General features: G+C 42.9%; 15 protein-coding genes. All 15 read left to right on the top strand.

Annotation, left to right across the window (positions count from 1 at the left end; all coding sequences use genetic code 11):
* Positions 1-15 precede the first annotated feature (15 nt).
* Positions 16-1,623 carry a UxaA family hydrolase gene (locus tag N6H18_RS01435; protein WP_323131529.1) on the top strand — a complete coding sequence of 536 codons (1,608 nt, stop codon included), beginning with the start codon at positions 16-18 and terminating at the stop codon, positions 1,621-1,623.
* Positions 1,620-2,399 (top strand): SDR family NAD(P)-dependent oxidoreductase, encoded by a 780-nt coding sequence (locus N6H18_RS01430; protein WP_262310066.1) that lies wholly within the window; start codon positions 1,620-1,622, stop codon positions 2,397-2,399. The genes N6H18_RS01435 and N6H18_RS01430 overlap by 4 nt, the downstream gene beginning before the upstream one ends.
* Positions 2,400-2,423: 24 nt before the next feature.
* Positions 2,424-3,272 (top strand): fumarylacetoacetate hydrolase family protein, encoded by an 849-nt coding sequence (locus N6H18_RS01425; protein ID WP_262310065.1) that lies wholly within the window; start codon positions 2,424-2,426, stop codon positions 3,270-3,272.
* Positions 3,269-4,099 carry an amidohydrolase family protein gene (locus N6H18_RS01420; protein ID WP_262310064.1) on the top strand — a complete coding sequence of 277 codons (831 nt, stop codon included), beginning with the start codon at positions 3,269-3,271 and terminating at the stop codon, positions 4,097-4,099. The genes N6H18_RS01425 and N6H18_RS01420 overlap by 4 nt, the downstream gene beginning before the upstream one ends.
* A gap of 32 nt (positions 4,100-4,131) precedes the next feature.
* Positions 4,132-4,914 carry an L-fucose dehydrogenase gene (locus N6H18_RS01415; protein WP_262310063.1) on the top strand — a complete coding sequence of 261 codons (783 nt, stop codon included), beginning with the start codon at positions 4,132-4,134 and terminating at the stop codon, positions 4,912-4,914.
* A 21-nt stretch (positions 4,915-4,935) separates the two neighbouring features.
* Positions 4,936-6,234 carry an L-fucose:H+ symporter permease gene (gene fucP, locus N6H18_RS01410; RefSeq protein WP_262310062.1) on the top strand — a complete coding sequence of 433 codons (1,299 nt, stop codon included), beginning with the start codon at positions 4,936-4,938 and terminating at the stop codon, positions 6,232-6,234.
* Positions 6,235-6,240: 6 nt separating this feature from the next.
* The gene (locus N6H18_RS01405) at positions 6,241-6,570 is read left to right on the top strand and encodes an L-rhamnose mutarotase (RefSeq protein ID WP_262310061.1); all 330 of its coding nucleotides are present in this window, start codon (positions 6,241-6,243) and stop codon (positions 6,568-6,570) included.
* A complete protein-coding gene (locus tag N6H18_RS01400; RefSeq protein ID WP_262310060.1) occupies positions 6,567-7,718 on the top strand; it encodes an alpha-hydroxy acid oxidase in 1,152 nt (383 codons plus the stop codon). Before N6H18_RS01405 ends, N6H18_RS01400 begins: the two co-directional genes overlap by 4 nt.
* A gap of 135 nt (positions 7,719-7,853) precedes the next feature.
* Entirely contained in the window at positions 7,854-12,026 is a 4,173-nt protein-coding gene (locus N6H18_RS01395) for a two-component regulator propeller domain-containing protein (RefSeq protein WP_262310059.1), read from the top strand.
* Between the two features lie 394 nt (positions 12,027-12,420).
* Complete coding sequence (locus N6H18_RS01390; RefSeq protein ID WP_262310058.1) at positions 12,421-15,564, top strand: SusC/RagA family TonB-linked outer membrane protein; 3,144 nt, start codon at positions 12,421-12,423, stop codon at positions 15,562-15,564.
* A gap of 24 nt (positions 15,565-15,588) precedes the next feature.
* The gene (locus tag N6H18_RS01385) at positions 15,589-17,403 is read left to right on the top strand and encodes a RagB/SusD family nutrient uptake outer membrane protein (RefSeq protein WP_262310057.1); all 1,815 of its coding nucleotides are present in this window, start codon (positions 15,589-15,591) and stop codon (positions 17,401-17,403) included.
* Between the two features lie 32 nt (positions 17,404-17,435).
* Entirely contained in the window at positions 17,436-19,118 is a 1,683-nt protein-coding gene (locus N6H18_RS01380) for an IPT/TIG domain-containing protein (protein ID WP_262310056.1), read from the top strand.
* Positions 19,119-19,341: 223 nt separating this feature from the next.
* Positions 19,342-21,675: a heparinase II/III-family protein gene (locus N6H18_RS01375; protein WP_262310055.1), complete on the top strand. Its 2,334-nt coding sequence runs from the start codon at positions 19,342-19,344 to the stop codon at positions 21,673-21,675.
* Positions 21,676-21,871: 196 nt separating this feature from the next.
* Positions 21,872-24,544 carry a hypothetical protein gene (locus N6H18_RS01370; RefSeq protein ID WP_262310054.1) on the top strand — a complete coding sequence of 891 codons (2,673 nt, stop codon included), beginning with the start codon at positions 21,872-21,874 and terminating at the stop codon, positions 24,542-24,544.
* Between the two features lie 14 nt (positions 24,545-24,558).
* Complete coding sequence (locus N6H18_RS01365; protein ID WP_262310053.1) at positions 24,559-26,019, top strand: sulfatase-like hydrolase/transferase; 1,461 nt, start codon at positions 24,559-24,561, stop codon at positions 26,017-26,019.
* Positions 26,020-26,032: the final 13 nt, after the last annotated feature.

Genomic DNA, 26,032 nt, shown 5'->3' with positions numbered 1-26,032 from the left:
AATAGCGTAATGATTATGGATGACAAAAGATTTTTGAAAATTGACAAGCATGACAATGTAGTCGTAGCATTGGAAAATTTCGAAGGAGGACAAGTAACAGTCGATGGTGCAACCATTGAAGTAAAAGATCCTGTGAATCAGAAACATAAGTTTTTGACGCAAAGTCTCCAAAAAGGAGAGAAAATATATATGTACGGCGTACCAGTCGGTACAGCCAATGTGGATTTGGCAGCAGGAACCACAATTACTACTGCCAATGTCACTCATTTTGCAGACCCAATTTCACTGGAAAACAGAAAGAAACACGAATGGCAACCTCTGGATGTCGCGGCATGGCAGGATAGGACATTTATGGGGTACCATCGCCAGGATGGTAAGGTCGGGACGGCCAATTATTGGCTTTTTATTCCATTGGTTTTTTGTGAAAACAGGAATCTGAAAGTGATCGAAGAGACTCTCAAGTCCTCATTGGGGTACAAAAAGCCCAATCAATACATGCAATATGCGCATGACTTGATTGGAGGTGTAGATGCGGATCAATCTCCACTGCAGCAGCGGGTATTTAAGAATGTGGATGGCATTAAGTTCCTCTACCACGACGGAGGTTGTGGAGGTACACGTGCGGATGCCGAGACACTGTTGCGCCTGTTGGCGGGCTACCTGCATCACCCCAATGTGGCGGGTGCTACAGTCTTGAGCCTCGGTTGTCAACATGCACAGATCGATTGGTTCAAGGAGATTCAAAAGGAATTGTATCCTACTGGCGACAAACCAGTGATCTATCTGGAGCAACAAATTATTCAATCCGAAGAAAAACTCATCAAAACGGCAATCTCCGAGACCATTGAGCAACTCAAAGAAGTCAACAAGACAGGACGTCAACCAGCGCCATTGAGTAAGCTGGTGGTAGGATTGGAGTGTGGAGGTTCTGATGGGTTCTCTGGCATCTCTGCCAATCCTGCGGTGGGCTATGCTTCGGATTTGTTGGTGTCGTTACAAGCAGCTACGATACTTAGCGAGTTTCCCGAACTCAACGGTGTGGAGCAGGATGTCATAGACCGTTGTGCTGACGATCGGGTCGCAGAAAAATTTGTTCGCATCCAACGTGCCTATGAACAGCAGGCCAAATCTGTCGGGTCAGGATTTGATATGAATCCTTCACCAGGCAATATCAAAGATGGATTGATCACGGATGCGATCAAATCAGCAGGAGCAGCCAAAAAGGGTGGAAGATCTCTGGTCACAGATGTGCTGGACTACACAGAGCCATTGACCAAACCTGGATTGAATCTGCTGTGTACCCCAGGCAATGATGTCGAATCTACGACTGGTTTGGCAGGGTCAGGTGCCAATATCATTCTTTTCACTACTGGACTAGGGACACCGACGGGCAATCCCGTAGCACCTGTGATCAAAATCTCTAGCAACACCAGTTTGAAAGAGAGAATGAGCGACATCATCGATCTAGATGCTGGACCTATTACGAGAGGTGAAAAAACAATCGCGGAAGTAGGGGGAGAAATACTTGAAAAAATTATAGCAGTTGCCAGTGGTGAATCAACCAAGGCAATGGATTTGGAACAAAACGATTTTATCCTTTGGAAAAGAGGAGTCTCATTATGAAAAAGAAATTTGATTTGACAGGAAAACGAGCCATTGTCACAGGTGGAGGCAGTGGTATTGGCAGAGCCATAGCGATCGCATTGGCAGGCAATGGTGCAGATGTAGGTATTCTAGAACTGAATGAAGAGGGAGGCAGTGCAGTGGTTGATGAAATCAGATCCGCAGGAGGGCAAGCTACCTGTTTTGCCTGTGATGTGTCTGATCTCAGTAGTGTACAGGCAGCTTTCTCCAAAGCTACCGACGGCAATCCCTTGGATATTTTGGTGAATAACGCTGGCATTGCGCACATAGGTAACCTGAGCAATACGACTCCAGAAGATCTCGACCGAATCTATGCAGTCAATGTCAAGGGAGTATTTCATTGTCTGCAGACTGGTGTAGGGATGATGAAAAGCAAGGGTGGAGCCATCGTCAATATGTCGTCTATTGCAGCGCATGTTGGGATCAGCGACCGATTTGCCTATTCTATGAGCAAAGGTGCTGTGCATGCCATGACGCTTTCGGTAGCCAAGGATTGTCTCTCGCAGCAGATCCGTTGCAACAGCATCTCTCCAGCCAGAGTGCATACACCGTTTGTAGATGGGTTTCTATCCAAAAACTATCCAGGAAATGAAGCAGAAATGTTTGAGGCACTATCCAAAACACAACCGATTGGACGCATGGGTAAACCAGAAGAAATTGGTGATTTGGTGCTTTACTTGTGCTCAGATGAGGCATCATTTATCACAGGTAGTGATTTTCCAATAGATGGAGGATTTATCACATTGAATAATTAATTAATTAATTGAAAAGAAACAGATATGAAACTTTTTAGATACAGACAAGACAACCAAGTATTGCCAGGAGTCAGTGTAGGTGATGTACACTATGACCTATCTCAGCATATAAAGGATATCGATAGAGATTTCTTTGATCACAATAAAGTGAAAGAAGTTCAATCACTCTTAGACTCTCAGTCCTTAAAGACGATCACTAATCCAGAATTTGACGCGCCGATATATCGTCCGGGCAAGATTATTTGCATTGGACTGAATTACAGAAAACATGCCGAAGAAAGTGGCATGGAAGTGCCCAAGGAGCCTGTTGTTTTCTTTAAAGCTACCTCTAGTCTTTGTGGACCCAATGACGATGTGGTGATACCTAAAGGCAGCCAAAAGAGCGATTGGGAAGTAGAATTGGCCGTGGTGATAGGCAAAACTGCGAGCTATGTGAGTGAGGCAGATGCCATGAACTATGTCCTAGGCTATGCCTTGCACAACGACGTGAGTGAGCGTGCTTTTCAACTAGAGCGTGGTGGTCAATGGGTCAAAGGTAAGAGTTGTGATACTTTTGCACCACTAGGGCCATACATTGTCACAGCTGACGAAGTAGCAGACCCTCACAATTTGAACCTGTGGTTGAAATTGAATGGAAAGAAAATTCAGGATGGTTATACCTCTGATTTTGTATTTGATATTCCTACTGTGATCAGTTACTTGTCGCAATTCATGACTTTGGAGCCTGGCGATATCATATCTACGGGTACACCAGCAGGAGTAGGTTTAGGGTTCAATCCTCCCGTGTACTTGAAACCAGGGGATGTCATGGAGCTGGGAATCGACGGTTTGGGTACCTCAAAGCAAACTGCTGTAGCTTATTCAGGACAATGAGGTTAGATGCCCATCAGCACTTTTGGCAATTTGATCCGCAGCGAGACGCTTGGATCACAGAGGAGATGTCAGTCATTCGGCGGGATTTTATGCCCGCTGATTTGCAGCCTTTGTTAGAGACAAGAGGCATAGATGGATGTGTTGCTGTGCAAGCAGATCAGTCCTTGACAGAAACGGACTTCTTGCTAGGACTAGCCCAGCAGCACGATTGTATCAAAGCTGTGGTGGGTTGGGTAGATCTCCGATCGGATAATCTGTCGACAGATTTGCAGCGCTATGTAGCTAATCCTTATTTCAAAGGAGTCCGACATATCCTCCAAGCAGAAACTGCTGGATATATGACAGAGGATCAATTTGTACAAGGTGTCAAAAAACTGAAGGATCACAACTTGACCTATGATATCTTGATCACTGAATCACAGTTGGATGAAGCGACCCAATTGATACAACTTTTGCCTGAGATGCCATTGGTGATAGATCATATCGCCAAGCCCAACATCCAGCAAGCATCATTCGCCGAATGGGCAAAACAGATGGAGAAAATCAGTCGGTTTGATCACGTTGCTGTCAAGCTATCTGGTATGGTCACGGAGGCAGGTTGGCAGTCCTGGGACCGTGATGATTTTGCACCATACTTGGATTTTTGTATGGAGCATTTTGGGGCAAAGCGCTTGATGTATGGTTCGGACTGGCCAGTATGTTTGCTGGCAGCGGATTATGGTCAGGTGCACGACCTATTGGCAGACTATATCGCATCCTTGTCAGTATTTGAGCAGGATCAAATCATGGGCAAGACTGCCGCAGATTTCTATAGCATAAAAGTATAAACACTCAATAGTTGAGTTTAATTACTAAAAAAATGGATTTAAAACTAAAAGATAAAGTGTACATAGTGACTGGTGGAGCCAAAGGAATTGGGGAAGCCATCACGATGGAGTTGGTCGCCGAAGGTGCCATTCCAGTGATTGTAGGTCGCTCAGAAGCGGCAGGTCAAGCACTAGAAAAGAAAATCAAATCTCTCGGAGGTAAGTGTCTCAACATCGTAACTGAGCTAGGTGAAGATGATCTTTGTCGTGGAATTGTCGATCAGGCCATCCAGACATTTGGTCAAATTGATGGTGTGGTCAACAATGCAGGTGCCAATGATGGCGTAGGGCTGGAGTCAGGCAGTCCTTCCAGGTTTAAACAATCTGTAATGACGAATTTGACGCACTACTACGATATGGTACACTATGCGCTCCCATATCTCAAGGAGAGTAAAGGATCAATTGTCAACATCAGTTCTAAGACTGCCGTGACAGGTCAAGGTGGGACGTCTGGCTATGCAGCGAGCAAAGGGGCTCAATTGGCTCTGACACGAGAATGGGCTGTAGAGTTGGCACCATACAGTATTCGAGTCAATGCCATCTTGCCAGCCGAAGTGATGACGCCACTTTATAGGACATGGCTCAATACCTTTGACAACCCAGATGAGAAACTAGCACGTATCGTAGAAAAAATTCCTTTAGAAAAACGCATGACCGAAGCAGCTGAAATTGCGGCGATGACTGTGTTTTTACTCTCAGAGCGTAGTGCTCACACTACTGGCCAGTGGCTCTTTGTAGATGGAGGATATGTACATTTGGATCGTTCTACGACCTAATCACAAAGGACTAAATTAAGCATGATGATGAAAAATGACAAAGTGGTATCCAGACAGATACTGTTACCTTTTATATTGATTACTTCCCTGTTTGCTTTGTGGGGATTTGCTAATGCAGTAACCGATCCGATGGTATCTGCATTCAAAAAAGTACTTGAACTCAACAATCTCCAAGCTTCGCTGGTACAGTTGGCATTTTATGGAGGTTATTTTACCATGGCATTGCCAGCATCCATGTTTATACGGAAGTTCTCCTACAAAACAGGAATCCTCATAGGTCTAGGTCTGTACGCTACGGGCGCATTGCTTTTTTATCCAGCGGCCGTTACAGAGCAGTTTGGTTTTTTCTTGATAGGCTTGTATGTATTGACTTTTGGTTTGGCTTTTTTGGAGACAACTGCGAACCCTTACATCTTATCAATGGGAAGTAAGGAAACTGCGACCCGTCGTTTGAATCTGGCGCAATCCTTCAATCCTGTCGGCTTGATTGGAGGGCTGCTGGTGGCACAGAATTTTGTGTTGGCCAAGCTGAAATCTGATGATGTGAAGTTTTCGGATTTATCAGAAACAGCCAAAACCGTTATACGACAATCTGATTTGATGGTGATTAGAGACCCCTATGTGGTCTTAGGCTTGGTGGTGATAGGGGTTTTCATCTTGATCGTCATCAGCAACATGCCAGAGAGCAAAGATGAAGATGACAATCTTAGTACTTGGGAGATCATCAAGGTACTGATCAAAAAACCACATTATGCACAGGGTGTATTGGCTCAAGCCTTTTATGTAGGTGTACAGATCATGTGCTGGACCTATATCTACCAGTATGCAGAGTCGATGGGAGTGGATGGTGTCACTGCAGGGAGTTATCAATTTGCTGCCTTTATTTTGTTTTTCGTGGGTCGGTTCTTATGTACTTACCTGCTGCGTTTTATCAATTCTGGTCGATTATTGGCGTTGCTCTCTTTATTAGCTATTGTTTTTACACTTGGTACCATTTTTATTCAAGGCATTTTTGGACTCTATTGTTTGGTGACGATATCGTTTTGTATGTCCCTGATGTTCCCGACGATATATGGGATAGCCCTAGAAGGATTGACAGAGGACGAGTCCAAAATTGGTGCTGCTGGCTTGGTCATGGCTATCGTAGGCGGCGCGCTGATGCCCGCTTTTCAAGGAATGATTTTGGATTTGGGAGGTGACGGATATGCAGATGTACAGATATTAGGCGTGTCGGAGGTCAATTTTTCTTTTGTATTGCCCTTGTTGTGTTTTGTATTCATTGCCAGCTATGGTATTCGTGTGATGAGAGGTAAAATTTAATTGGAGATGAAAAAATATACGCTTACACTGGATCTAAAAGACGATGAATCTTTGATTGCAGCATACATAACGCACCATCAGCAAGTATGGCCTGAGATACTGGATAGCATCAAAGAATCTGGGATCCATACTATGGAGATTTATCAAGTAGCCAACAGACTGTTTATGATGATAGAGGCTGACGAGGAGTTTTCCTTTCAGCGCAAAAATGAGATAGATGAGGCCAATCCCAAAGTACAAGAATGGGAGCAATTGATGGATCAATACCAGGCAAGATTGCCGTTCGCTACAGGAAATGAGAAATGGGTTTTGATGAATAAAATATTTGAATTATGAGTAAATGGACATACAATTCAGGCTATCCTTCGATTGAGGACTTGATCGAAAAGGCCAAGAAGAAAATACCTCGTTTCGCATTTGAGTATTTGGATGGGGGATGCAATGAGGACGTCAATCTGATTCGCAATACCAAGGAGATTCGTGATGTGCAGCTCATTCCGCAATATTTGAGCAAGCATATTCAATCGGATATGTCCACAGAGCTTTTTGGACATACCTATGATGCCCCATTTGGTATTGCCCCTGTAGGACTGCAAGGGTTGATGTGGCCCAATGCACCTGAGATTTTAGCCAAAGCGGCCTACCGTCACAATGTGCCCTTTATCCTTAGCACGGTCACGACTATGAGCATAGAGCGTGCCAGCGAACTGACAGAAGGCAGAGCCTGGTTTCAACTTTATCATCCAGCCAAAGAGGAGGTGAGAGACGATATTTTGAAGCGAGCCGAAGCAGCAGAATGCCCCGTTTTGGTACTGTTGTCTGATGTGCCAACTTTTGGGTTTCGTCCCAGAGATATACGAAACGGACTAGCCATGCCCCCTAGGATGACACTGAGCAATATACTCCAGATTATGGGGCGTCCAGAATGGGCCGTCAAGACACTGCTACATGGTCAACCTAATTTCAAGACTTTGATTCCCTACATGCCTAAGGGACTAAACATGAAGCAGCTGGGGAAATTCATGGATCAGACGTTTTCAGGGAGACTCAATGAAGACAAAGTAGCTGCCATTCGTGACAAATGGAAGGGAAAAATTGTGCTAAAAGGTGTAGCCAGTGAGGAAGATACCGAGCGAGCCATTAAACTAGGTTTGGACGGGATCATCGTCTCCAATCACGGAGGACGCCAACTGGATGCAGGGCAATCAACGATTGCACCTCTCACCAAAATCGCAGAAAAATACAAAGGACAGATCAAAATCATGATGGATAGTGGTCTGCGTTCAGGACCAGATGTGGCGAGGACATTGGCGAGTGGTGCGGAGTTTACTTTCATGGGACGAAGCTTCATGTACAGCGTAGCAGCACTGGGCAATGAAGGAGGTGACCACATCATCGGAATGCTCAAAACACAACTACAACAAGTAATGGAGCAAGTTTGTTGCGAGCGAGTAGAAGATTTTCCTATATTTAGAGCACAGTAATTATGAATCGCATCAATCTGCGCCAGATTGATGCGATTTTATAGCAGTAGTTGAACAGCCGATAATTGGGAAAGGTTAGGCGATCGACGGGGAGTTATAGACTGCACTGTGCAGCAAAAAGGGGTGAGAAAGATTATGAAAGCAAAAAGGATTAAATACTATCTGTTGTATAGTCTGATGTGCTGTTTGGTGATGCAAACACTTCAGGCTCAGTTTTCCAATTTAAAATTTGAGAAATATTCAACACTTGAGGGGCTGTCAAGCAGTACCTGTGTGGACGTCTATCAGGACAGTCAGGGATTCCTATGGTTTGGTACCATTGATGGTCTCAATCGCTACGATGGCTATACATTCAAAATCTTTCGTCCCATTATCAATGACACGGCATCTATCAGCAACAACCGAGTCCAGGCTATAGAAGAAGATCGCTATGGTAATCTATGGGTGGGTACCAAAAATGGCTTGAATATTTACCGTCGAGAGCGTGGTGTGTTTAGGCGCATCCAATTGTACAAGGGGGATTTTGTGAGAGCCAGCACCCGAGCTGTCATCAATGATATCAATTACAATAGCCTGACCAATGAGATATGGGTTGCGACAAAAAATGGGATAAGCAAAGCGCCACTCGATGAAATAGCGGGTGGGGATTATGAAAAATTACGTTTCACACATTATGTACACAACCCGTCAAATTCATATTCTATAGATCATAATGATGTCTCAAGAATAGATATAGACAAAGACGGCCAGATATGGATGGTGACAGGAGGTAATCATGTCCATAGATACCGCAGTGATACAGATGATTTTGAAAGAATCGCGATCAAAAATCAAGGGGGAGATAGGTTGGATCATCAGCCTAAATCCCTACTGGTGGATCGAGAAGGAAAGGTCTGGATAGGAAACGATCTTTCGCAACTGTCGATCATGGACACCTCGGGAGAGTTCTATCTACCTCAAATCACAACAGAGAGCATAGCTATCTATGATATATATCAGGGTGCTGGAGGTTATATATGGATAGCAACATCTGATCATGGCATCTATGTATTGGATGCCAAAGGGTCATTGGTTCATACATTGGTACACGATCCAGCGGACCCTTTTTCTTTGCCCAACAACCAGACTTCCAAGATTTTGCAGGACAAAGACAGTATTTTTTGGATAGCCACTTACAACGAAGGAATGGCTAAACTTGACATTTCCAAGAGTGCATTTGGCCATCACTTCTATAAAAAATCTAATGGATCTGATATCAGGATTGCCCAGTCGGTGCTTCAAGATGTTAATCAAAATATATGGATAGGTACAGATGGAGCAGGACTCAATCTTTTTGATGAGTCACAAGGCACCTTCAAGCAATACAAGCACGATCCCCGTCAACCTAACTCTTTGAGTTCCGACAAGATACTCTACCTCGAAAAGTGTTTTGATGGTGGGATTTGGATTTGCACCTTAGATGGAGGACTAAATAAACTGAATCCTAAAACGGGGATTTTTAAACAATACAAACATGACAATACCACCAATAGTATAGGTCAAAACTCTGTATGGTGTGCGATAGAGGATGCCCGTCATAGATTATGGATAGGCACTCAAGAAGCAGGTCTCAATCTCTTGGATCCACGAGATGGCAAGTTTAGTTTTTTCAAACACAATGCACTTGATTCCACTAGCATCATAGGCAATTATGTTTTTTCACTTTATGTAGATTCCAAAGATAGACTCCTGATAGGGACATCTGTAGGGATGTGTTGGACGAGTATAGCTGGAGATATAGAGAATGGGTTGAAATTTCATTCCATAATGGAGCCTAATATCACAGGTAATTTGGTGAATACCATCATGGAAGACCATCATGGAGGCATTTGGGTAGGGTCAGATATAGGACTTCATCATTTGAACAGTGAATTTGAGTTGATCAAAACTTACTCTACGAAGGACGGGATTCCCAACAACCTCGTCATTGGCATAGAAGAGGATGATCAGCACCAGCTATGGATCATCACCAAAAGTGGCATGAGTCATTTCGATCCAGTGACAGAGAGTTTTAAAAATTACAATATCAATGATGGACTACAAGGGATGGAATACCAAAGCAAGTCAATCATCAAAATGACAGACGGACGGATATTGGCGGGGGGGATCAACGGATTCAACCTGTTTGATCCAAAAAAAATCGAACAAGACTCACTAGAAGGTGGGCCTAGGATTACCGAGTTGAAATTGTTGAACCAACCTGTGCATGTAGGTGAGGAAGTAAATGGGCGAGTCATCTTGGAGGACTTTTTTGACAAAACGAAGGAAATAGTTCTGAAATACAACGAGGGGTACATCACTTTGGAATTTGTCTCACTGCATTTTCATAATCCTGACAGAGTAAAATATGCTTATCAATTGCACGGTGCTGATCAAGACTATGTAAATGCTGGAAAGAGTCGGACAGCCAATTATTCAGGTTTACCCCCTGGAAAGTATCAGTTCGAGGTGAAAGCCTCGTTGGATGGGGTTTGGAAAGGTTCCCCTTCTGCCAAACTGAATATTCGAATATTGCCTCCGCCTTGGAAGACATGGTGGGCGTATGCTATCTATTTTTGTTTGGTATCACTGGTGGTTTGGGCTGTTTTTAAATATTACTCAAAGATGATCAATGAAGAACGAACACATGAATTGGATCAGATGAAACTTCAGTTCTTCATAAATGTATCTCACGAATTTAGAACACCGTTGACTTTGATTTTGAACCCAGTTGATAAGATCATTTCGTCGTTTGATGATCCTGAGATTGTCAAAAATTCTGCATACACGATCCAAAGAAGTGCACGAAAACTTCTTAATCTAGTCAATCAGTTGCTGGATTTTAGAAAAATGGATTTGGGTAAGGCACCGCTAGACCCCCTGAAAGGGGATATCGTGAGTTTTACCAAGGATATTTCAAAACTCTTTGAGGATTTGGCGAAGGAAAAATCCATTGCATTGGACTTTGAGTCCAATGTAGAAAACATATATATATGGTTTGATCCAGACAAAATGGAGAAGATCGTTACCAACCTATTGTCCAACGCGCTCAAATTCACGCCACCTGCTGGTAGCATACGAGTATCAGTCAGACAATACACCAAGAATACCTTGGAGCCTATGTTTTCAGCAAAAAAGACTTCTGAGGAGTATGTAGAGATCATCGTGGAAGACACAGGCATAGGACTCAAAAAGGAACAGCAAGCAGCTATTTTCGAGAGATTTTTTCATATTGATAGCACCAATTCTGGTACAGGGATAGGACTCAACTTTACTAAGAGTCTGGTAGAGCAACATGATGGAGTAATCTTGGTCGATAGTGAGTACGGCAAGGGAAGTCGCTTCACAGTGAGACTACCACAAGAAAGTAAACAACTGCGTGATGCACTGCGATCCAATCAGGAAGTAAGGCGTAATATCAAAGATTTTGATATGAACAGCATTAAATCTCTGGAGTACGAGTTGTCAATTTCAGATATGGATATTTTGGATGCAGACGAGCAAATAGACATAGATACTGCTGATCGTCAAACCATATTGATTGTAGAGGACAACAAGGAACTAAGGTTACATCTCAAAAATGAACTGAGACATCAATTTAAAATCAAAGAAGCCGCCAATGGTCGAGAAGGTTTAGAAAAGGCTTTGAAGTTTTATCCAGATATCATCATCAGTGATGTCATGATGCCAGAGATGGATGGTTTTGAGATGTGTAGTTCGGTCAAAACCAATCCAGACACCTGTCATATCCCTGTCATATTGCTGACTGCTCGTAGTCTGGAAGAAGATAGAATAGAAGGTTATAATATTGGAGCAGATGCCTATTTGCCTAAACCTTTCAATGTACACGTACTGCGGGCACGGATCAAAAACTTACTTGAATCGAAAAAGAGACTGAGAGAAAAATTTCTATCTCAAACAGGAATTATCGCATCCAATGAATTGACCACCAATTCGCTGGATGAGAAATTTTTGGACGATGTGACCAAGATTATAGTTGACAATGTAAGCGACTCTGATTTTGGGCTGGAGCAACTACTCCACGAGATAGGGGTGAGTCGGTCGCACTTCTATCGAAAGGTCAATTCCCTCACTGGGCAAAATCCTAGCAATTTTATCCGAACCATTCGTCTCAAATACGCGGCAGAGCTGTTGAAGAAGAAAACTGGTTCTATCAAAGAAATAGCTTACATGTCTGGCTTCAACTCGACTGCTTATTTTTCCAAAACTTTTCGAGAACTATTTGGCAAGACTCCTCAAGAGTTTGCAAGTGAGGGGCACGGTGCGTGAGATTCCTGAGTTGAGCTATGTCTTTGCCTAGGAATCGTCTTGATACTCTATAACTTATCGCTCTTTTAAATTTTGTAATTTTTTTTTCTAGGCCTAAAAATGAGCGAAAAACGGCTCTGTTTGAGCGTATGAGCCTTTTGGGCGATGTTTTATAACCAATGAATCATGAATTATATCGCTTCATAACTTGAATATCTAAGATTGTATTGTAAACCATGAGCTCGGTTTACACTGTAATGGATGATTATTTAAAACGATAAACTTATGAGACAAAAAATTACACCGTCAGATTAGCAACTTGTCAACAGTCCTGTATGACTAGAAGGGAGTCTGGGACCTGAGCAAGTAGCACCTTATCAGTAAGGTATTAAGCATTAATTATGAAACTAAATTTATGAAAAGAACTATAACTAAAAGTATAGCATATACTCTATCAAGAGGTATGGTTGTGTTGATGCTGATTTGCTTATCGGCAATATCAGTTTACGCACAAGGAACCCAGATTTCTGGGCAGATATTAGACGAAACTGGCATAGGATTGCCAGGAGCAACGATCATGGAAGTAGGTACTACCAATGGTACTACTTCTGATCTAGATGGTAAGTTCAGCATGAAAGTTACCGATCAATCCGCTCAGATCACAGTATCCTTTATTGGATATGTATCTCAAAATATAACAGTAGGGGGACGTTCGCAATTCACGGTCAACATGGAAGTGGACGCACAAAGTCTAGAAGAGGTCATCATCGTGGGATATGGTGAACAAACCAAGCAGACTATGACTGGTGCTGTAGAGGTTGTCGATGACAAGGCTTTTCAAAGTCAAGCCGTCAACAATCCTTTGTTGTCTTTGCAAGGACAGACTCCAGGACTTCAGATCACAAGAGCAAGTGCTCGTCCAGGAAATGAGGACATGAATGTCAGTATCAGAGGGACTACTTCGATCAATGGAGGTTCGGTTCTTTATGTGATTGATGGAGTACCATCTGTAGAGACGGAGTTCAACAACATGAACCCAGATGATATTGCATCGGTGACTGTCCTAAAGGATGGTTCTGCTGCGATCTATGGGTCCAGAGCAGCCAACGGGGTTATTTTGGTGACGACAAAAAAAGGCTCTGGCGCTATGCAGGTTCAGTATAGTGGTAGCTACCGTGTGAAGACCATAGGTAATAAACCTCCTGTGCCAAACATGAGTGAATTTGGTACAGCCTTTTTAGCAGCAGTCGATGCTGAAGGTAACGGTCAGTACCTGCAATGGGGTACAAGAGAGAATTTGGTCGATATGTCCAACGGTGTAGAAAGAGTTTATGACGACACGGCTTGGGGATCGATTTATCTAGGAGATGCTGATCGATTTGACGAGATGTATGGCAATGCCTATTCACAGCAACATAATTTGTCTATCTCTGGAGCAACCGATAAAACGAACTATAGAGTATCTGGGAATTTCTCTGATGACCAAGGTGCGTTGAAGACTGCATATGACGGACAGAAGCAATATACATTTAGAATGAATGTAGATCAGAAAATCACTGATCGAATCAGTCTGGATGTAGGATTGTCTCATCAGTTTATTAAAACATCATCTCCATCTACGGGACTTCAAGCGGGTAGTATCTTCAGTGACCCTCCGATCTTTCCTGCCTACAACCCTTACGGCCAGTGGTTTTCTAATTTTGAAATAGGAAATAGAAACTCTGTAGGCCAGACTGTTGATGGAGGTAGAGAAGAAAAGGAAAACCATATTACCAAGATCAATGTAGGATTGACAGCTCAGATAGTAGAAGGACTGGAATTCAAGGTTTTGGCATCTTACCGTCAAAGATCTGATATGGAAGATAAATATGTATTGTCTGTTCCATTGTACACTTGGGCAGGTGTTTTGGTACAAGATGCCAATGCAACCACTTATATCAATTCTAAATTTTTGGAATCAACCAGAGAGTCATACAATGCTTATTTGACATATACTAAGACTATCGGTTCCGGGCATAATTTTAAGTTAATGGGGGGTGTGACTGCTGATCTTGATAGGTCGTCAAACATCGAAGCAAGAAGAGATGGTATAGAATCCTTGGATGTATATACGCTAAGCTTAGGCACGGGTGTCCAAACCAATAAGAGTGGTGAAGGAAATTGGGGTCTGTATTCATACATTGGTAGATTTAACTACGACTACCAAGGAAAGTATTTGGTCGAAGCATTGGGCAGAGCAGATGCTTCTTCTAGGTTTGCCGATGGTTACAAGTGGCAAAACTATTTCTCTGGATCACTCGGATGGGTGGTGTCAGAGGAGAGTTTCTTGCGCAACAATTCGATACTTAGTTTTTTGAAGTTGAAGGCAAGTTGGTCTGAAATGGGAAGTCAAGCGGGTATTGGAGAGAATGATTATTTGTCTACGATGGCATTTGGTACTATTCCATTTGGTGTCGATCCTGCGAATCAAACCAGAGCTAGGGTGAGTAGTGTGACGACCAACGTAAGAACCTGGGAACGAGTACAGATGACAAACCTTGGCGTTGAGTTTACGATGTTTAAGCATAAACTGTCTGGAAGCTTTGATTATTTTATCAAGAACAACCCAAACATGTTGGCTAGTCAAGTGTTCTGGTCAGGATTGGGAGGAACTGCTCCTACACAAAATATAGGACACCTTAGAACCAAAGGTTGGGAAGCAGTCCTTGGGTGGAAAGATCAAGTTGGTGAATTGAGATATGGTATATCAGTCAATATGGCTAACAATACCAATGAGTTGGTGTCATTAGAAGGTGCTGAAAGCTGGGTTGCTGGGTTGAACAATGCCTCGAATGACCAATACCGTGTGGGGTACCCATTGAACGCATATTGGATGTACGAGACAGACGGATTGTTTCAGACACAAGATGAGGTAGATGCATACTACGCAGCGTATGGTGGTGGTGGGGAATTACCAACTGGTACATCTATACTGAGACCTGGAGACATCATCAAAAAGGATTTGGATGGTAATGGTCAGATTTCTGCTACTGCCGAAGAAGGTGGTGATTTGAAATTTATGGGAGACAATGCCCCACATTATTTTTTTGGAATCAATACCAATTTAGCGTGGAAGGGATTCGACTTTACGGCGAATTTCCAAGGACACCTGCAACAAAATGTACAGAGAATAGGGCATCTTTCTTATCCATTCTATGCTGCATGGTCTAATCAAACGACTGCCTTTTTGGGCAAAACATGGTCAGAGGACAATACAGATGCAGAGTACCCTAAGTTGACCACTAGCTCTACCAGAGCGCAATACAACTATAGAAACAACGATTTCTTTTTGCAGAACAGCAAATACATTCGTTTGAAAACTTTAGTGCTTGGATACACCATTCCTTCGGAAATCACGAATGTCGTGAAGATATCTAAAGCTAGAATTTACTTTTCAGGAAATGATTTGTGGGAAGCCACCAGTATAAAGGATGGATATGATCCTGAAATGGGAGAGAGTGCCAACAATGTTTACCCTTTCATGAGGTCTTACGCATTAGGCGCAGTGATTACTTTCTAAGTATTTAAATTATTAAACGAAGAAATGATGAAATTATTAAAAAATATAACACTTGTCGCGCTGCTGTTAGCATTGATGCCAAGTTGTCAAGATAGATTTATCGACCTAGAACCTAGAGGTAGCTATACCGAGGCGGTTTACTTCAAAACCCCAGAGCACTTCGAATATGCATCCAATCAATTGTACTTCAATTTGATTGGATGGAGCAGAGTGAAAGGCAGCGGTTTGGCAGATGCATATTATACTGGTTATGGTGACTGGATGGATTTTGGGAGTGATTTGATTGCCTTGCCTCAAGCTGAGGGTCGTGGTACCAACACTGTAGAACAAACTAATCCTTATTGGACCAATCATTATTATTTTCTACGTGATGTCAATACATTGATCGCTAAAAGTGAAGAATTCACTGGAGACATGGCTGATATTAATAGATATGTAGCTACGGCTTACTTTTTCAGAGCGTACCATTACTATGAATTGCTTCAGAATTTTGGTGGAGTTCCTATTATTACCGAAAATTTCGAATTGGATGATGCAGAATTGAAATTAGCCAAAAGAAATAGCAGGTATGAAGTAGTAGCACAGGTTTTAGCTGATTTGGATGTTGCGATAGCAGGGCTGCCAATTGAGCAGGAAATACCAGACAGCGACAAAGGTAAAGTGAGCAAGTGGGCCGCTGAGTCTTTGAAAGCCAGAGTATTGTTGTATGAAGCTACATGGGAAAAATATGTGGGTACAAGCACAGATGGTGATGGAGAGACAGTAGGAGCGGGATCTTTCGTGCCTGATCAATACCCTTCAGTATCTGATATGCTATCTGAGGCTATTACTTTGTCTGCCGATGTGATTAACAACGGCGGGTACGAATTGTGGAATCACAATGACGTCCTAGACAACATGAGTAACTACTACCTTTTCAACTTGGATGGTGATGCATCTAATCCACTGGGATTGGGCAAATCCAGTAATAATGAGTTTATTATTCAGGGTATTTATGATTTTATTTTGCGTCAAGCAGGTGCTAGTGCACAGATTAGTCATACTGTAGCGGGACGTTTGGCTCCAAGTAGAAAAATGTTGGACTTGTTCTTATGCACGGATGGTTTGCCAATTGATAAATCTGCTTTGTTTCAAGGATATAATAAAATGTCTGACGAAATAAAGAATAGAGACTATCGAATGAAGTCATACTTTTCAGATATACCAGCGGATGGATCACCAGCACTCACAGCACAAAGTGAAACCGCATCTGGTGTAGGTGTGACCAATCAAAAATTCGAGTCATATGATTATCCTAACTATAGACAAACTACGCAGGAGTCACAAAACTTCCCATATTTGAGATTGGCAGAGGTTTACTTGATCTATGCAGAGGCGTTGTTTGAAAGAGACGGAGCAATCAGTGATGCAGATCTTAATCTTTCAATCAACTTGACACGTGGCAGAGCTGGATTGGATCCATTATCAAATTCCTTAGTGAATGACAATGGGTTAGACATGTTGGAAGAAATTAGAAGAGAGAGAACTTTGGAGTTGTTTGGTGAAAACAGCCGATTCAATGATCTAAAAAGATGGGGTATTGCAGAAGCAGAGTTAAGTGCTGCTGTACATGGGCCAATCATTGAAGGTACTATCTATGAAACAGATGCTTCTCTTTACAAGCCTGAGTTTTTTCCTTTCGGATTGGAAAAAGTTGAGAATGGTACAGGAACACTGCTAAATGCGGTGATATTAGATGCTACATCTAATAGAAACTTTACTAGAAAGAATTATTTGTCTCCAATTCCACTTGCTGATATTCTGATTACAGAAGAGCTGTTGCAGAATCCAGGATGGTAAACCTATTGGTACATTATAAAAAATTTAATCTTATGAAAGACATATTTAAAAATAAGGCGTTTTTTGGGATAGTGATTGGAGTGATTGTCGCAGTGTACTCTGCGTGTCAGTTCGAAGAAGAACTACCCAAAATAACTGAATATCCAGATATTACAGTTAGCGATTATAGTCCTAAATCAGGAAAGCCTAACGAACTTGTGGTGATCACAGGGACTAACTTTGGAGATTATCCTCAAGCCGTAACTGTGAGTTTTGGGGGTGTAGCATCGCAGGTGATTGACACGGTGTATAACGAAGAGATTCGTGTGCGTGTGCCATATGGTGCGGTAACTGGAGAAGTAACAGTAAAAGTTTGGACCAATGAGGCAGGATTTGATGAAGATTTCGTCGTATTGGCAGGAGCTAAGATTACTAGTATTGATCCTGCGGCAGGATCTGCTGGAGAGATTATTACCATCACTGGAGAGAACTTTGGTACTGAGATGAGTGATGTTGAGGTGAGATTTGCTTCGACCAGTGACGCTGGCTATTCGGTAGCTGAGTTGATTTCTGTAGCAGACACCGAGATACAAGCCGTTATACCGGTAGGTGTCACAGGTGCAATCACACTAGTGGTGCAACCTGAGACTATTACAGGTCCACAGTTTGTATATCCTTTTGTTGGAATTGATGAGACATTTGATAATGGTGACGGAGGTTGGGAACCTCAGCAAGGTGGAACTTCTTCCGTGGCTGACGGTATGCTCTCTGTAGAGTTTGTAGGTGGTAAGCAATCCGACCTGAAGTTTAACCAGTCTATCTTGATCGATGGAGGTTCCTTCCCATATGTGGCGATGAAAATGACTAGGTTGGGAGACTTTGATCTTTCACTCGAAACGGATTTAGGTGTATTTGGAGGGGATGTGAATCAATACGGAGGCATCTTGTCTGGTGATGTGTATTACTGGGATTTGAGAAGTGCTCCGTTTATAGATGATAGTGATGTTGAGACTACTATACCAGTAGATGAGAAAACCCTTGTTTCCGACTTTAGATTCAATATCACTGCACGTTCATCTGAGACAGGATATTCGGTAGATTTCATCAGGTCGTTTGAGACACTTGATAACCTTAAGGCTTATATCGCTGAGAACACACCTGTTGGGAAGTATTATTTCGAATTTGATGAGGAAGTACTCACAGCCACGACAGATGCCGATAAAATCAGATGTGAGTTTACAGATCACAAAATGGCATATCATCAAACGGGGAGTAAGATGGTTCTTACGTTCGCAGAAGCTAGAATGGACTTCTTCCGCATGTACAAAAATGGTAAGCCTGCAACTAGCGGTAAGCTAGAAGGTGACCCTCAATATGTACCAAACTGGGTGTACAGCAAAGAATACCCAATCTATGCTATGAAGGTTGATTTGCCAGACGGTGTTGTGCCATTTACAAAATGGACTAAGCTGGTTCCAGAGCCATCATTCCCAGGTTTTGCAGCAAACAATTTTGCAGGTACTGCCTTAGATGGAGGAGTATTCTATTGGGATGGTAGAGACTTTATTGAAAACAATGCGAGTTTTGACGTAGCTAGTGGTCTTACTTATTGGGATTCATTTGGTTTTGGCGCAAGTAATGTTACTGCCAGCTTAATTGGTACTGATTGGTCTTGTGATTGGTTTATGACATTCAAGAGCCTTGAAGAACTTCAGGCTTATATGGAGAACCATTAAAATTTTATAGTTGAATAATGGCAAATAGCAAGGTGTGTGCCTTGCTATTTTGTTCTCAAATAGACCTAGTGTTTTCTATTTGAGATTGAAAATCCTTTTTGGTTCATTCAATTGAACATTGGGCTCTCCGTACTAGGAGAGCCCTTTATTATTACACTTTACCAACATTGTTTTGGGTAGCCTATCAATAAATCATTATTTCAAGTTTAGATCCAACAAACAAATGTATAAGTTCAAAATTCTTTCTCTATTTGTCATTCTATTGGGGTCAGTATGTAGCACATCCATAGCCCAAGACAGAAACTATCTGCTGTACACAGATGATAACATCACGAGACTCAAAAGTCAGATAAAGTCCGACCCAGCGATCAAGGAACTCTGGAATGATCAACTCAAACAAGCCAAAACGCTAGTCAAAAGCAACAAGGGAGGGGCTGCTGACTGTCTGCTATTGGGATTGGCCTATCGGATGACAGGTGAGGAACAGTACGCGAAATCGATCAAAAGAATTTTGGAGGATTATACCTCCAAAGAAACATGGGAAGGCAATGAACTTCTCAGTAGAACACCCTCTTGGCAAGGCGGACTCAAGACCTCGCATACGAGTTTTTATATAGCCGTTGGGTATGATTGCATCTATACTTTCTTGACACCCGACGAAAGACACAAAATTGCCACAGACTTTGTTCGGGTTGGTATAGATCCCGCACGACAAGATTGGTTGCTAGTCGATACCAACTTTCATACCTTCGATACCATGGGGCACAACTGGTGGAGTGCGTGCGTCTATATGGCAGGTGTAGGTGCATTGGCAGTGAGAGATGAGATTCCAGAAGCAACCCAGTGGGCTCAAGAAATCGCAGCGACAGCTACCGAGTGGGTGACATACTCTGGGAGCATTTTGCAAAACAAACCGTCAACTTTTGATCGAGAAGGCGGTTTTTATGAAAGCGTCAATTACGCCAATTATGGCATATCTCAGTATTTGTTGTTCAGACTGGCTTTTCAAGAGGTCTGGCCTGATCAACCACAGGTGGAGTTGCCAGTATTGGACAAAATCGCAGATTTTTTCATTCATGCGAGTTACTATGTTCAGGACAATAAAGTACAGTCAGTTCCTTTTGGAGACTCAGGCATGGAGATCACAGGACTAGGGAGTGTGACTTTATTATGGAATTTGGGGTTTCAAAAGGATAGGTATGCTTGGTACATCAACCAAGTCAACAACAGTGGAAACGATAGAGAATACCTCAGACTGAACTCTCCAGAAGGATTAATTTTACATCCAGATTTGCCTGTACTGCCATCTGACTATGTACCTGACTTGCCTACTTCGATACTGTTTGCGGATATGGGGTGGGCAACTATGCGTAGCTCTTGGGAAGATAATGCCACACTGCTTGCTGTGAAGTCAGGTTTTACTTGGAATCATACCCACGCAGATGCAGGTTCATTTGTGGTCTTTCACAATGGCAAATACATCATTGCCGAATCAGGCAAGTCATCCTATGGTAATCCCCTGTACAGTGAATATTATTGTCAGAGTGAGGCACACAATGTAGTGTTGTTTGACGGAAAAGGTCAAAATAAGAGAGATCCCTATTATGGAGTAGTCAATCCTGCCTCTTTGCACTATCTGGTAGAAGGACAGAATTTTAAATATGTGATGGCCAATGCTACGGGTCCATATGCTCAGATTTTGGCGAGAAACTACCGTCACTTTGTGTGGGTTGGAGATGTGATCTTAGTCATCGATGATTTGTTGGCTCATGAGCCAGGGCAATTTGAGTGGTTGCTCCATTACAATGGTGAGTCAAAGAGAAAAGGGATGGATCTGATAGTCAAAGATGAACAGTCAGAGGTGCTTGTTCGTCCACTGTACCCTGAGACTTTTCCCGTGGGTGGTTTGCCTCATGATTTTCCCGAACAGATGCGTTTGACGGAGAAACTGGGGTACAAGGATCATCAGCCTGATGAAAGAGAACCATATTGGTCCATCACACCTGCAGAAAAGACGGATAGAATCAAATTCATATCAGCGATCGTGTTGAAGTCTGACAAGAACAAAGAGCAGCTCCCTGTCATCGAACGATTCGAAGGCAAGGATTTTATCGGGGTCTCAATCACTCAAAACGGAGAGACAACACAATTATATTTTAACCTACTGGCAGACGGTAGACTCAAGCATCGCAACAGTGTCAACCAAATGAATGGATGGGAGACAGATGCGTACCTGACGGTGATGAAATTCCAAGAGGGAGCAGATGATACCAAGGTCGACAATGTCAGCGAGCTATTCATAGGACATGGTAGTTATCTACGTCGCGAGGGACAGGTACTGATACACGCACTGTCCAAGTACACAGCTTTGGTTGAGGGATTTGGAAAACAGCCAAATGTGGTTTTTCATGGGCAAGACAAAACTACCTTTCGTCTTCACATGAATCAAGAAGCTTCGTCGCTGCAAATCAATAAGAAGGTAGTGTCTGGCGACTATGATGATGTGCAAAAAATGCTCAAGATTGTATATAGCTCAGACACCAATGAATCAGAATAGAGAAACGAAAAGACTCGGGACAATTGTGATCGAGTCTTTTCTATTTGTATGACTGTGTTGCCGTGATTGCTAGGAAGAAATATGACGATTGAATCATATTTTATCAGTAGGGGACGATAAGTCATAGCCAATCCGAGTCAATATTGAGAAATTGCCATCAGAAAGATTAAATTATTATTCAAGAAAATTGGACAACATGCCATTTAGATTTCTTCACACCCTGGCTTTGCTAGTGGTTTTTTACATTCCACTACTGGGTCAACCCAACCCTTCCATCGGAAATCATCCTACATTACTTGTCAGTAAAGAGGATCGTCTAAATCTGAAACAGAAAATAGAAACGGAATCATGGGCCAATGACAGCTGGGAGCAATTGCTCGCTGAGATAGACCCCCATGTGACACGTCACCAATCTGATTCAGCATGGATTGTTTCTCGACTAGCCATGTATTGGAAAGAAGGTGAGCGCTACACCCAATGTTACATCAAAGGTCAGGATTGGGACTATGGTGAGGGCAATGCTCCTGTGCCTACGGTGCGACTTCCAGGCATGCGACGTTGGAATGATTACGTCAATGTACCCTTGGAAAGACGAACCCCATTCAATGAAACAGGTGATATGTGGGGGATTAGTAGGTCTTCTGGTGATACTACTCCAGTATTGATCCCGTACAAGAAGACAGGACACATGATCCGTAATAACAACAAGGAGATACTGGAACTGGCCGAAAAGGCCGCGTTTGCATACTACATTACTCAAGAAGAAAAATATGCCAAGTTCTCATCCGACATCTTATGGACTTGGCTGATGGGTATCTATTATATGGAGCCGCCACTTGATCCTGATCAATCTACCAAAGGTCCAGGAGGCTATGCTCCAGGAGGGATTATGGGTTATTATGATTATGAAGTGATCCATGATGATCGACAGCAACCTGCTGCTGTTGCTTATGATTTTCTTCATGATTACATGGTTCAAAATCCAAGCAACCAATTCGCTAAATTGAATATGACTGTCACAGATATGGCTGGTACGGTATTCAAACGCTTTATAGAAATAGGACTGGTGCGTGGAGGTGCAAAGGGCAACTGGAATGTCAATCGTTACCGCCATATCATTAGTAGCATGTTGGTATTGGAGTCCAATGAGTACTATGCAGATGGCAAAGGCAAAGAATATTACATTCCTTACTACACACAAATCTCGGGCAAGCATCACGATGCACTCCCAGAGATCATGAAAAACTATGACACAAATACAGGACTCTGGCCAGAATCACCAGGGTATGCCTCAGGTATGATTGGTGCTGTACTAGAAATGGCTCTGCCTCTCTATCGTGCAGGTGTAAATACCGTAGGGGAAAACCCAATGATTCAAAAGGCAGCAATGGCTAACCTAGGTTGGCTAGATGCCAGAGGCAACTTGGTTGTATTTGGAGACATGAGAGGAGGACCACTAGATTATGAGGTATTCGAACGCTTGTACACTTATTATACCTGGCAAAACAACCAAGAGAATGCAGATAAAATCGCGACAGTATTGAATAAGGGAGTAAACTCTGGACAGTATGATCGATCACAGTCCGGTTGGAGGAGCATCATTTTGAATCAACCTCTGACCACCTCTGAGAGTACTTTGCCCTACAATAGAGCTGCTTACTCGTCATTTCACCGTCATCTGATCATGAAAAATGGCAATGACGATGAAGATGGTATGATGTTTACCTTGTACGGAGGTACTCACCAACATCATTTATCAGCCAATGGCTTGGCTTGGCAGTTTTATGGCAAGGGGTGGGCATTGGCACCAGATGGAGCTGCTTATGAATCTTATTGGTCACCTGATATGAAATATTACAGTGGGGCGGTTGCTAGCAACACCATTGTTCAGGGCTATAGCAAAGGAGACATCACGGTCAATGCCATGGATCCATTCGTGTCATCTGATCAATTTTACAACGAGAACACAACTTCTGAGTATTGTTCTTTTGCAGATGTGTCTGCGGATGAAAAACGCCGATTGATTGCGATGGTTCGTACATCCCCTACGACTGGGTATTATGTGGATATTTTTAGATCCGATTTGGAGGACAACGACTATCTACAGCACATATTGGGCAATACGATGGAATTGAAAAATGCAAAGAATGAAGTTTTGGACTTGCAAGCGGACTCCATCACAGATGTTCCTCATCCTGCATATTCATTCTTCGAGAATGTGAGAAAAGTAGATCACGACGGAGATTTTTGGTCGTCTTGGACGATTGATGCGGTATCTCCTGAGCTTAAGATTGATATGTGGATGATGGGGCAGACAGGAAGGGAATTGTATCAGGTGGATGCACCGCCGACTACTTTGCGATCAGACCTGACCCCAGGTCAAGTCAATAAAAGTCCTCAGGTCACACCTACATTGGTGGTTAGGCAGACGGGAAACAATGCTGTGAAAAGTCCTTTTGTAGGAGTTTTTGAAGCATACGAGGCAGGTAACAAATCTATCCAAGGTATCACTACTCTGGCTACATCCGACAATTTTGTAAGCATTCAAGTAGTCTCTAGCGAATCAAGTCAATACATCTACAATGCTACTGATGACGGATTATACAAGTCGGGGAAGAACAATGTGTTTCGGGGTATTTTTGGAATCAGCTCTGTCAAAGGTAAGGAATTGGACTACCTCTATCTTGGCAAGGGCAAGTTGCTCCAGTATGGTCAATATCAGATTGAAGCCATAGATGCACCAGCTACAGCAACATTGAGGTCAGTAGATGGCAAACTCTATTACAGTTCGGATCAGCCGATTCGAATCACTTTAAAGAAAGGAAAGAGTAAAGCGTATCCTGAGGGATATGATGTTTTGATCGACTAATTAATGGATTAAGTATGAAGAAATTGAGATTTCAATGTGGCATACTCATTTTGTTCCTAGGAGTTGGATTGGTTTTCGGAGGGTGCAGGGAGGAAGTGAAGAAGCGACCTAATTTTCTATTTGTATTGGTAGATGATCAGTCACCTTTTGATCTGAAACAATATGACCCCAACTCCATCTTGGAGACTCCCACCATCGATCGATTGGCCGCTAGTGGGATGGTTTTCGAAAGTGCCAGACACATGGGGTCTATGAATGGTGCAGTCTGTACACCATCCAGACACATGATCATGACAGGTCGCAGTTTGTGGCATTTGCCTCCGAGTGCAGCGTTTCAAAACCAAACCGAATTTCATCCCCTAGATACCATGACGCTTCCTGCTATTTTTAATCGCGCAGGTTACAAGACCATGCGCACATGTAAGCAGGGCAATTCATATCCAGGAGCCAACAGGCAATTCGCTGTTGTAAAAGACGCTACCAAACGTGGAGGTACAGAAGAGTCTGGAAGTGCCTGGCATGCCAAGCAAGTGTTGGAGTACCTCGGAGAGAGAGAATTCAGCAAAGAAGAAAATCCATTTTTTATCTATTTCGGTTTTTCTCATCCCCATGACACACGCAACGGTACACCTGAACTTCTGACCAAGTATGGAGCAACGAACCATAAAGACACCACGAGTTTGCCATTGTTGAATGAGCGTCAGCCACCACTACAGGACAATTACCTGAGTGAGCATCCATTTTTTCATGGTCATCCTGAGCTCAGAGACGAAGAGCGGGTAAGTGGAGTATGGAAAAGAAGAGACGAGCAGACTGTCCGCAATGAGCTAGGGAGAGAATACGCCTGTTCCGAAAATATAGACATTCAGTTGAATCGAGTCTTGCAAAAACTCGAAGCAATGGGGGAATTGGACAATACCTACATTGTGTACACTTCGGATCATGGGATGTCTATTGGTCGTCATGGATTGATGGGGAAACAAAATCTCTATGAACACACTTGGAAGGTACCATTTGTCATAGCTGGACCTGGGATCAAAGCGGGTCAGAGAGTAGAAGGCAACATCTACCTCTATGATGTCCTGCCTACCCTCTGTGAGTTGGCAGGAATCCAAATTCCTGAGACAGTACAGGGCACTAGTTTTAAATCCGTGTTGATGGGAGAGAAAAACACCATCCGCGACGTGCAATATGGGGTGTACTGTGGTGGTACCAAGCCAGGCATGCGTACCGTTCGCAAGGGGGATTGGAAGTTGATCAAATATGATGTAATGGATGGGGCAGTCAGAGAAACGCAGCTTTTTAATCTTGCCGAAAACCCAAATGAATACCTGGCTCAGCACAATAAAACAGGTGAGATGGAAACCAATCTCGCCTCTAATCCAAAATATGCCGACAAATTGAGAGAAATGGAAGCATTGCTCTTGCAAGAAATGATCACTCACAATGACCCATACAAACTATGGAATCAATAACTGAAATGTTGAA

The organism is Reichenbachiella agarivorans, assembly GCF_025502585.1.
In the GTDB taxonomy this organism is placed as follows: Bacteria; Bacteroidota; Bacteroidia; order Cytophagales; family Cyclobacteriaceae; genus Reichenbachiella; species Reichenbachiella agarivorans.
Note: the sequence above shows the minus strand (reverse complement) of the source record. Positions and strands in the feature narration are given on the sequence as shown.

Bases quoted from the DNA above. Each gene is read 5' to 3' on its own strand.
- N6H18_RS01435 (WP_323131529.1), top strand. From the start codon at position 16: ATGGATGACAAAAGATTTTTGAAAATTGACAAGCATGACAATGTAGTC.
- N6H18_RS01430 (WP_262310066.1), top strand. From the start codon at position 1,620: ATGAAAAAGAAATTTGATTTGACAGGAAAACGAGCCATTGTCACAGGT.
- N6H18_RS01425 (WP_262310065.1), top strand. From the start codon at position 2,424: ATGAAACTTTTTAGATACAGACAAGACAACCAAGTATTGCCAGGAGTC.
- N6H18_RS01420 (WP_262310064.1), top strand. From the start codon at position 3,269: ATGAGGTTAGATGCCCATCAGCACTTTTGGCAATTTGATCCGCAGCGA.
- N6H18_RS01415 (WP_262310063.1), top strand. From the start codon at position 4,132: ATGGATTTAAAACTAAAAGATAAAGTGTACATAGTGACTGGTGGAGCC.
- fucP (WP_262310062.1), top strand. From the start codon at position 4,936: ATGATGATGAAAAATGACAAAGTGGTATCCAGACAGATACTGTTACCT.
- N6H18_RS01405 (WP_262310061.1), top strand. From the start codon at position 6,241: ATGAAAAAATATACGCTTACACTGGATCTAAAAGACGATGAATCTTTG.
- N6H18_RS01400 (WP_262310060.1), top strand. From the start codon at position 6,567: ATGAGTAAATGGACATACAATTCAGGCTATCCTTCGATTGAGGACTTG.
- N6H18_RS01395 (WP_262310059.1), top strand. From the start codon at position 7,854: ATGAAAGCAAAAAGGATTAAATACTATCTGTTGTATAGTCTGATGTGC.
- N6H18_RS01390 (WP_262310058.1), top strand. From the start codon at position 12,421: ATGAAAAGAACTATAACTAAAAGTATAGCATATACTCTATCAAGAGGT.
- N6H18_RS01385 (WP_262310057.1), top strand. From the start codon at position 15,589: ATGATGAAATTATTAAAAAATATAACACTTGTCGCGCTGCTGTTAGCA.
- N6H18_RS01380 (WP_262310056.1), top strand. From the start codon at position 17,436: ATGAAAGACATATTTAAAAATAAGGCGTTTTTTGGGATAGTGATTGGA.
- N6H18_RS01375 (WP_262310055.1), top strand. From the start codon at position 19,342: ATGTATAAGTTCAAAATTCTTTCTCTATTTGTCATTCTATTGGGGTCA.
- N6H18_RS01370 (WP_262310054.1), top strand. From the start codon at position 21,872: ATGCCATTTAGATTTCTTCACACCCTGGCTTTGCTAGTGGTTTTTTAC.
- N6H18_RS01365 (WP_262310053.1), top strand. From the start codon at position 24,559: ATGAAGAAATTGAGATTTCAATGTGGCATACTCATTTTGTTCCTAGGA.